This is a genomic window from Mesorhizobium atlanticum, assembly GCF_003289965.1.
GTDB lineage: Bacteria > Pseudomonadota > Alphaproteobacteria > Rhizobiales > Rhizobiaceae > Mesorhizobium > Mesorhizobium atlanticum.
The window spans coordinates 1-10120 of the sequence record NZ_QMBQ01000003.1 but is presented as its reverse complement, the minus strand read 5'-3'; the positions used below and the strand labels follow the sequence as shown (position 1 = coordinate 10120).

The 10120-nt window shown below is 65.7% G+C and carries 3 protein-coding genes; 2 read left to right on the top strand and 1 reads right to left on the bottom strand.

Features of this window, described 5'->3' with window-relative positions; all coding sequences use genetic code 11:
* The gene (locus DPM35_RS09840) at nt 1–1929 is read right to left on the bottom strand and encodes an autotransporter assembly complex protein TamA (RefSeq protein ID WP_112127133.1); all 1929 of its coding nucleotides are present in this window, start codon (nt 1927–1929) and stop codon (nt 1–3) included.
* 277 nt (nt 1930–2206) lie between these two features.
* On the opposite strand from DPM35_RS09840, the gene DPM35_RS09835 reads away from it, so the two are divergent.
* Nucleotides 2207–7687 (top strand): alpha-2-macroglobulin family protein, encoded by a 5481-nt coding sequence (locus DPM35_RS09835; protein ID WP_112127132.1) that lies wholly within the window; start codon nt 2207–2209, stop codon nt 7685–7687.
* Nucleotides 7688–7892: 205 nt separating this feature from the next.
* Entirely contained in the window at nt 7893–9983 is a 2091-nt protein-coding gene (gene pbpC, locus DPM35_RS09830) for a penicillin-binding protein 1C (protein WP_245431493.1), read from the top strand.
* Nucleotides 9984–10120 lie beyond the last annotated feature (137 nt).

Genomic DNA, 10120 nt, shown 5'->3' with positions numbered 1-10120 from the left:
TCAGAAAGCCTGGCCGATGCCGGCATAGATGCCGAAACGCGGATCGCCCGGATCGCGGTTGAGCGGCACGGCCGCGTCGATACGCAGCGGACCAAACGGTGTGATGTAGCGCAGGCCGACGCCGGCGCCTACCTTCACATTCGAGAAATCGGGGAAGGATTTGGTCGAGACCGTGCCGGCATCGACGAAGGGCACGATGCCGATCGTGTCGGTGATGCCGATACGCATCTCCACCGAGGTCTCGAAGAAGGAGAGGCCGCCGATCGGCTGGCCATTTATGTCCTTCGGGCCGATGCCCTGGTAGGAATAGCCGCGCACCGAGCCGCCGCCGCCGGAATAGAAGCGCCGGTCGGCGGGCACGTTCTGCAGCCCTGTGCCGACGATCGAGCCGAGCGTCGCGCGTTCGGCGAGCACGAACCTGCTCGCCGTGTCGAGCGACTGATAGGTGTAGCCCTCGCCCTTCAGCTTCAGGAAGGTCGCACCGTTCAAAATGTCGTAGCTCGGCTCGGCATAGGCGAGGAAGCGGAATCCCCTGGTCGGGTTCAGCTTGTTGTCGCGGCTGTCATAGACATATTGCAGCGGCACGCTGGCGATCAGATAGGAATGCTTGCCGAAGGCGTCGGTGATCCTCGAATAATCGAGGTCGAATTCGGCCGAGACCCTCTGCTTCTTGTCGAGGTCGTAGGAAACGCCCACGTCGCCCTTCACCGAGAAATGGTCGTAGGCATCGGGGTGTTCGAACACCGTCTTGATGCCGGTGAAGAATTTTGACGTCGGCCCGAGCACGCCCGGCTTCTCGAACATGACGCCGGCATTGTAGTTGAGCGCCGAAATGCTGTTGCTGCCGATGCCGCTGATCGACCCGTCTATGCGCAGCTTCTCGGCCTGGCCGAACAGGTTGCGGTGTCCCCAATAGCCTTCGAGCCCCAGCCCTTCGGTATTCGAAAACGTGCCGCCGAGGCCGAAAAAGCGCGGCTTGCGCTCGCTCACCTGAACGTCGATCGGGATATTGCCGTTGGCGTCGAGGCGGTCGCCCTCCTTGATGGTCACGCTGTTGAAGACTTCAAGCCCGAGCAGCCGGTCGCGGGCATCGTCGATTTCCTGGGGCGAATATTGCTGGCCGCGTTTCAGCCCGGTCATGTATTCCGTGAAGTTGCGATCGACCTTTTCCGTGCCCTCGACCGTCGTGTCGCCATAACCGGCGACCGGGCCGGCCGCCACCGTCAGCGTCACGTCCAGCGTCGAGCTGGAGTGCTCGGCGACGATCTCGCGATCCGTGACCTTGGCAAGCGGCCTGCCCTCTTCCTTCAGAGCCCGCACGATCAGCGCTTCGGCCTTGAGCACCGCGCCGGATCCGGCATCTCCTCCGGCGATCAGCCCGAAATCGGCGCTCGCCAGCCCGGCGGCATCGCCCTTCAGCCGGATATTGCCCAGTGTGAATTTCGCCCCGGGCGCGACGCTGACGACGACCGGAATGGGCTGCGGCCCTTTGAATTCGGCGTCCGGCGGCAACTCGTCGATCGACTTGCCTGCGATCGTTATGGTGACCACGCCTTCATAGCGGGCATCGGCGTAGAGCGCGGCGACCAGTTGTTCGCGGTCGCTGCGCGCCTTGGCCATCAGGCCGAGCGATCCCGACACCGGATGATCCTCGTCGTTTTTCAGCGCCGAGGCGTTTTCGAGCTTTTTGACCAGGTCCTTGTCGGCATCCGGCGCATCGATGGTCACCGAATAACGCAGCGGATCGACGATGTCGGCGTCCTCGTCCTTGGATGAGCCCCAAAGCTTGATGCCGAAAATCTCGAAAGCCGCCGCAGGCCGCATCTCGCCGGCCAACACGGTCGAGCAGACAAGCGCGAAAAGCAGGGCGCGCGGAAGCCCGCGCCCTGGCGCGAACCCTCCTGACATCTGCGTTTCATGCGCCGGCATTAAGACAACCTAGTCGACAAACCTAAAATTGGAATGAAGTTCCGAAACGTTCGTAAAGGGGCCACAATCCAATTGTCTGAAATAGACCGGGCTTGGAATTCACACCTTTTGCATTTTCGCAAGAAAGTGTGATCCGTCTCACAGAGGTTCTGTCGAAATACCGGCCTTTGGCCGGCTTGGAAACCGTTCGCGGGTGAATAACCCGCGGCGCTCCGGCGTTGACAAGCCTGCACGAAGCTTGATCATGCCCGGACGCTGGCGATGTCGGGAGGGTGGTATGGCAATGCGCGCGGCTCGTGGTCTCTCTTTCCTTCTTCTCATCTTTTTCGCCCTGGGCGGGGCGGCATTTGCGGCCGAAGCCCGGCGAATCGTCACGACCGACAATTCCGACTATTTCGGCTTCGACCTGAGGTCGGAGCAGAATGTCAGCCTCGACCAGTGCAAGACCACATGCCTCGGCGATACCGCCTGCCGCGCCTTCACCTACAACACCAAGGCGAAGTGGTGCTTTCTCAAATCCGACTATAACCAGTTGAAATCCTTCACCGGCGCCGTCGCCGGCAAGGTCGCGAATGTCGATGGCGACCCCGATATCGGCGCTCCGCCGGCCTTGGCCTTCTTTCCGAACTGGATGGCCGACCAGGCCCAGCAGTTTCGCAACAAGCTGACCGATCCAGCCTATGACAAGCCGACCGAGGGCCTTGCTGCCCTGCAGGCCGCCGCCGAGCAGGCTTCGCTGACCGGCGACCATCGCCTTGCCATGCAGAAATATCAGGCCGCGATCTCCGTTCTGCCCGATGACGGCGCGCTCTGGCTGGCGCTGGCGCGCGAGATACTGTCCGTTGAGCCGGCGTCGAACACCACCGAGCCCGCGACGTTCCCGATGAACGCCACCTCGGCGGCCTTCAACGCCTACAAGCTGGTGCGTACGGCAAAGACCCGCGCCGAGGCGCTGGCGCTGCTTGCCGCCGGCCTCGACAAGCGCGACCTCTACCGGCCTTCGCTTCAGGCCTATGAAGCAAGCCTTGCGCTGGTGAGCTCGCCGGCTGTCCAAGCCGACTATGCCGACCTCAAGGCGCGCAAGGGTTTCCGCGTCGTCGAGCATACCGTCGATGCCGACTCCTCCTCGCCGCGCATCTGCGCCCAGTTCTCTGAGGAACTGGTCAAGACCGGCGTCGACTATGCGCAGTTCGTGACCGTCGACAATGCCGCGCGCAAAGCCGTCGAGGCCAAGGACAAGCAGATTTGCGTCGAGGGTTTGGAACATGGCCAGCACTATGACGTGACCTTCCGCGCCGGCCTGCCGGCCGCGGTCGGCGAGACGATCGCCGCGCCCGTCGTGCTGTCGATCTACGTCCAGGACCGTGCACCGTCCGCCCGCTTTACCGGCGACAGTTTCGTGCTGCCGGCCGGCGCGCGCCGCGGCATTCCGGTCGTCACCGTCAACATGAACGCCGCCAAGATGACGCTCTACCGCATCGGCGATCGTTCGCTGGCGCAGCTTCTGTCCGGCTATCAGTTCCTGCATCAGCTCGACGGCTACGACATTTCCACCATTTCCGACCAGATGGGCGCGCCGGTCTGGTCCGGCACGTTGGAAATCGCCAATGATCTCAACAAGGAAGTGACCACCTCTTTCCCGGTGGATGAAGCGATCCCGCAGCGCAAGCCGGGCGTCTATGTGCTGACCGCGCAGCCCGTCGACGACAAGAGCGACGACTATGGCTCGCGCGCCACACAGTGGTTCGTCGTCTCCGACATCGGCCTTTCCACCTATACCGGCCAGGACGGGCTCAACGTCTTTGCCCGTTCGCTGGGCTCGGCCAAGCCGATTTCCGGCGCTGAACTGACATTGCTTGCCAAGAATAACGAAATCCTCGGCGCCGCGACCACCGACGCCGAGGGCCACGCCGTCTTCAATCCGGGCCTTACCCGCGGCGAAAACGGCATGGTGCCGGCGGTGCTGATGGCCAAGCAGGGCGACAACGACTTCGTCTTCCTCGACATGAGCAAAGCCGGCTTCGACCTGTCGGATCGCGGCGTCGAGGGGCGCGCCTCGCCTGGCGCGCTCGACGTCTATGCCTGGACGGAGCGCGGCATCTACCGCGCCGGCGAGGACGTGCATGTCGCCGCCCTTGCCCGCGACGGCGCCGCCAAGGCAGTCGAGAACCTGCCGCTGACCTTCATCTTCACCCGGCCCGACGGCGTCGAGAACCGCCGCATCGTCAGCAACGGCGAGTCCGCCGGCGGCCATGCCGTCGACCTGCCGCTCGAGGCCAACGCCATGCGCGGCACCTGGACGGTGTCGATCTACACCGATCCCAAGCAGTCGCCGGTCGCCAGCCAGATGTTCCTGGTCGAGGACTTCGTGCCGGATCGCATTGAATTCGACCTGACCGCCGACAAGAAGGAGATCGCCCAGGGCGAGACCGCCAACGCCACCGTCGACGGCCGCTTCCTCTACGGTGCGCCGGCCGCGGGCCTTGCGCTCGAAGGCGAGATGACGCTGTCGACCACCAGCAAATGGGACAGCTTCAAGGACTTCACCTTCGGCCTCGCCGACGAGCAGTCGAGTGAGCCGACCGTGACGCCTCTCGCCAATCTTCCGGTCGTCGGCGACGACGGCAAGGCGACCTTCCCGATCACCATCGACCAGTTGCCGTCGACCACCAAGCTGGTCAACGCCAAGGTCACCGTACGCATGCGCGAAGCCGGCGGCCGCGCCGTCGAGCGCTCGCTCGACATCGGCGTTCGCCCGCAGCGCGACGTCATCGGCATCCGTCCCGATTTCGCGGATGATGAGGTACCGCAAGGCGGCACTGCCAAGTTCAGCATCATCGCCGTCGATCCGAACGGCAAGCGCGAGGACCTGAAGGGCGCCCAGTGGTCGCTGGTCAAGGTCGAGCGCAATTATCAGTGGTACCGTTCCAACAATTCATGGAACTACGAGGCGGTGAACCTCACCAAGGCCGTCGCCAACGGCGCGGTCGACCTGAAGGCCGATGGCGAGGCGACGGTGTCGCTGCCCGTCGACTGGGGCCGCTACCGGCTCGAGGTCGAGACCGCAGACCCCGATGGTCCGGCGTCCAGCTATGAGTTCGACGCCGGCTGGTATGTCGCCTCCACCACCACCGAGACTCCCGACGGCCTGGAGATCGCCCTCGACAAGGACAGCTACGCCGCCGGCGAAGTCGCCAAGCTGAAGGTCTCGCCGCATTTTGCCGGCGAACTTCTGGTCACCATCGGCGCCGAGAAGCTGTTGAAGACGGTCACCGCTTCAGTGCCGGCCGGCGGCAGCAGCGTCGACATCCCGGTCGGCGACGACTGGGGCGCCGGCGCCTATGTCACGGCGACCTTGTTCCGGCCGGGCGACGCACAGGAATCGCGCATGCCAGCCCGCGCCATCGGCGTCAAATGGCTGGCGGTGGATCCGGGCTCGAAGAAGCTGGCGGTCACGCTGACGCCGCCCGAAAAGACGATGCCGCGCCAGCAGCTGTCGATCCCTGTTGCGGTGAATGGCGCTCAGCCGGGCACAAACGCCTATGTGATGGTGGCTGCCGTCGATGTCGGCATCCTCAACCTCACCAACTACAAGGCGCCCGATCCTGAGAACTGGTTCTTCGGCCAGCGCATGCTGGGGCTGGAGATCCGCGACCTCTATGGCCGCCTGATCGACGGCTCGCTCGGCACGATGGGCAAGATACGGACCGGCGGCGACGGCGCCAACATGCAGGCGCAAGGCAGCCCGCCGACCGAAAAGCTGGTCGCCTTCTTCTCCGGCCCGGTCGAGCTCGATGCCAACGGCAAGGCGCGGATCGACTTCGACATCCCGCAGTTCAACGGCACCGTGCGTGTCATGGCGGTCGCCTGGACCAAGGAAGCCGTTGGCCATGCCCAGACCGACGTCATCGTGCGCGATCCGGTGGTAATCACCGCCGGCCTGCCGCGCTTCCTGGCGCCGGGCGACGCCGCGACCATGCGGCTCGACATCGCCGACACTGACGGCCCGGCCGGCGACTATGCGCTGTCGGTCACCACCACCGGCGACCTTTCGACCGGCGACAAGCCGCTGCCCGAGAAGCTGACGCTCGCCCAGGGCAAGCGCCAGTCGCTCACCTTCCCGCTGGTCGCCAGGACCGTGGGCGACGCTTCGGTCACCGTCAAGCTCGCGCATGCCGACGGCACGCAGGTCGAGCAGACGCTCTATCTGCCGGTGCGGCCGGCGCAGCTTCCGGTCACCAACCGCATGGTTGTCGACCTGAAGCCGCATGGCGGCTCGCTGCGGGTCGACAAGGAGCTGCTTGCCGCCAGCGTGCTGGACGGCGCTTCGGTCAGCGTCGGCGTTTCGCAGTCGTCCGCGCTCGACGTGCCGTCGCTTTTGATGTCGCTCGACCGCTATCCCTATGGCTGCGCCGAGCAGACCACCAGCCGCGCCATGCCGCTGCTCTATGTCAACGACATGGCCAAGAGCATCGGCATGGAGAGCGACCCGGACCTGCATCAACGCATCCAGGACGCCATCTACAAGGTGCTGTCCTATCAGTCGTCGAGCGGCAGCTTCGGCCTGTGGGGGCCGGGTTCGGGCGACCTGTGGCTCGACGCCTATGTCAGCGAGTTCCTGACCCGGGCGCGCGAGGAGAAGTATGATGTGCCGGCGCTGGCGATGAACCAGGCGCTGAACAACCTGCAGAACTCGCTGGGCTACGACCAGGATGTCCAGGACAAGGGCAGCGATATCGCCTATGCGCTCTATGTGCTTGCCCGCAACAAGAAGGCCTCGATCGGCGACCTGCGCTACTACGCCGACACGCAGCTCGAAGCTTTCTCCAGCCCGATGGCGGTCGCACAACTGGCGGCGAGCCTGGCGCTCTACGGCGACACGCAGCGCTCGGAATCGACCTTCCAGACGGCGCTCAGGCTGGCGCAGTCGGAAACCGACTATGACTGGTACCGCTCGGACTATGGCTCGCGGCTGCGTGACGGCGCGGCGATGCTGGCGCTGGCGGCGGAATCGAAGCCGGTGCCGAGCATCATGCCGCAACTGATCAAGCTGGTGGGCGTGGCACGCGCCGATGCCCGCTGGACGAGCACGCAGGACGAATCCTGGATGCTGCTTGCCGCGCGGGCGCTGAAGGAGGGCAACGATTCCATCACGCTTTCCGTCAACGGCGCGCCGCATTCGGGCGGCTATTCCGACCAGGTCGCCGGCAGCGACCTCGTCGACAGCCCGCTCACCATCGCCAACACCGGCGCGACGCCGCTGCAGGCGGTGGTGACCGCGGTCGCCGCGCCGGTCGATCCGCTGCCCGCCGGCGGCGACGGCTTCACTATCGATCGCACCTATTACAAGCTCGACGGTACCGAAGCCAATGTCACGGAGGCCGAGCAGAACGAGCGCTATGTGGTCGTGCTCAAGGTCTATGAGCAGAACAAATGGCCGTCGCGGCTCTTGATCACCGATCTGTTGCCGGCCGGCTTCGAGATCGACAATCCGAGCCTGGTGTCCAGCGCGCAATTGTCGAACTTCTCCTGGCTGGCGCAGACCGACGCCGCGCATCTGGAGTTCCGCGACGATCGCTTCGTCGCCGCCTTCAATCCGAACGAAGGCGACGGCGGCCGCAACATCACGCTGGCCTATGTCGTGCGTGCCGTGACGCCAGGCACCTATGCCCATCCGGCGGCGACGGTGGAGGACATGTACCGGCCGCAATATTCGGCCCGCACCGCCACCGGCGTGATGGAGGTGAAGGCGGAGTAAGCGGCTTGATAGACATAGCGATGACGCTGCCCCTCATTGTCCTGCCGGACATTTCTCCCCGTATAGTGACGGGGAGAAAGGGGCTTGCGCCGACGCTTTCGCCACTCGGCAACGTCGCAAGACAGAAGCCGACATCGCAGCCAGCCCTCTTCTCCCCGTCACTATACGGGGAGAAGGTGCCGGCAGGCGGATGAGGGGCAGCGCCATGCCCTCCAAGAAATTTCTCCGTCGAACAGGCATCGCCGCAGCTTCACTCGCGGGGTTTGCGGCGATCGCCGCAGCCACCCTCTGGGAACTCGACCGCGCCTTCCCGCCGCCGCTGCCGGCAAAGCTGACGGTCTCCACCGAGGTCCAGGATCGCGACGGCCAGCTTCTGCGCGCCTTCGCCACGCCGGACGGCTACTGGCGGCTCGAGACCCGCCTCGACCAGGTCGACAAGCAGTTCGTCGACATGCTGGTGACCTATGAAGACAAGCGCTTCTGGGATCACCGCGGCGTCGACGTCCTGGCGCTCTGCCGCGCCGCCGGCCAGCTCCTCACCAGCGGCCACATCGTGTCGGGCGGCTCGACCTTGTCGATGCAGCTTGCCCGGCTGATCGAGCCGCGCGACAGCCGCAGCCTCGGCTCCAAGATCAAGCAGATGCTGCGCGCCATCCAGATCGAACGGCGGCTGTCCAAGCAGGAAATCCTCGAGCGCTATCTGACGCTCGCGCCCTATGGCGGCAATCTCGAAGGCGTGCGCGCCGCCTCACTTGCCTATTTCGGCAAGGAGCCGAAGCGGCTGACCGTCTCGGAAGCCGCCCTCCTCGTCGCGCTGCCGCAGCTGCCGGAAAAGCGCCGGCCCGACCGCAACCTCGGCATAGCGCACGCCGCGCGCGACCGGGTTCTGACCCGCATGGTCTCGGCCGGCCTGCTCGGCGAGCGCGAAGCGCAGCGCGCGGCGCTGGACGACGTCTCCGGCCTGCGCAGAAAACTGCCGGCGCTGGCCGCGCACGCCTCCTACGCCATGCTGCCGAGGGCCGTGCCCGGCAAGCCGCTCCAACTCACCATCCGCCGGAGTGTGCAGCAAGGGCTGGAGCAGGTCGCAAGGGATGCCGCCAGGAAGCTCGGCCCGAAACTTTCCGTCGCCATGGTGCTGGCCGACGCCCGCACCGGCGACATCCTCGGCGAGGTCGGCTCGGCCGATTTCTTCGACGCCAGCCGCTCCGGCTGGATCGACATGACCAGGGTGGTGCGCTCCCCCGGTTCGACGCTCAAGCCGTTCATCTACGGGCTCGCCTTCGAGCAAGGGCTGGTGGCGCAGGAGATGATCATCGAGGACAGTCCGGCCGATTTCGGCGGCTACCGGCCGAAGAATTTCGACATGGGCTACCAAGGCGATGTCTCGATCCGCCAGGCGCTGCAATTGTCGCTCAACGTGCCGGCGATCCGCGTGCTCGACGCGGTCGGTCCGGCGCGGCTGACGGCGCGATTCCGCCAGGCCGGCGTCAACCCGATCCTGCCGGTCAACGAGGCGCCGGGCCTGGCGATCGGGCTTGGCGGCGTCGGCGTGACCTTGCGCGACCTGGTGCAGCTCTACACGGGGCTCGCCAATGGCGGCAAGATGCATACGCTGCATGACGGCACCGAGCCGGCCAATGCCGAGCGCACCACAGCCACCATCCTCGACGACCAGGCGGCCTGGCAGATCAACGACATCCTGTCAGGCGTGAAGCCGCCGGAAGGCGCCATGCAGCGCGGCATCGCCTACAAGACCGGCACCTCCTACGGCTATCGCGATGCCTGGTCCGTCGGCTTCGACGGCCGCTACGTCCTGGGTGTGTGGGTCGGCCGCGCCGATGCGAGCCCTGTCCCGGGCCTGTCGGGCTATGTCTCGGCGGCACCCATCCTGTTCGAAGGCTTCGTCCGCTCCGGCCTTGCCAGCGTGCCGCTGCCCGGCCGGCCGCCGGGTGTCTTCAACCCCAAGCGCGAGGAATTGCCGGTGACGCTGGCCCGTTTCGGCGCCGGGTCGGACGGGCTGGTGCAGGCCACCGCCACCGAGCCCGCGCCGACCATCATCTTCCCGCCCAACGGCGCCAGTGTCGATCTTGGCACCAACTCCGCCGACGCCACACCGCTGGTGCTGAAGCTTCAGGGCGGCCGCGCGCCGTTCCGCTGGCTCGCCAACGGCAAGCCGCTCGCCGGCATCGACCGCCGCCGCACCGCGACCTGGCAGCCCGACGGCACCGGCTATTCGACGCTGACGGTAATCGACGCCGCCGGCCGCGCGGCGAGCGTGAAGGTTTTCGTTGAATAGGGTGAGGCAAGCGATTCTGCGGAGTGCGCTTTTTCGTCTGAGGTCCGGCGCGAGCCCCCCCTCGCGCCATACCTTTCCATTAGGAGCTGCTCTAGCCGCAACGCTGGCCCTCCTATCCGCAACCCCCACCCCGGCCC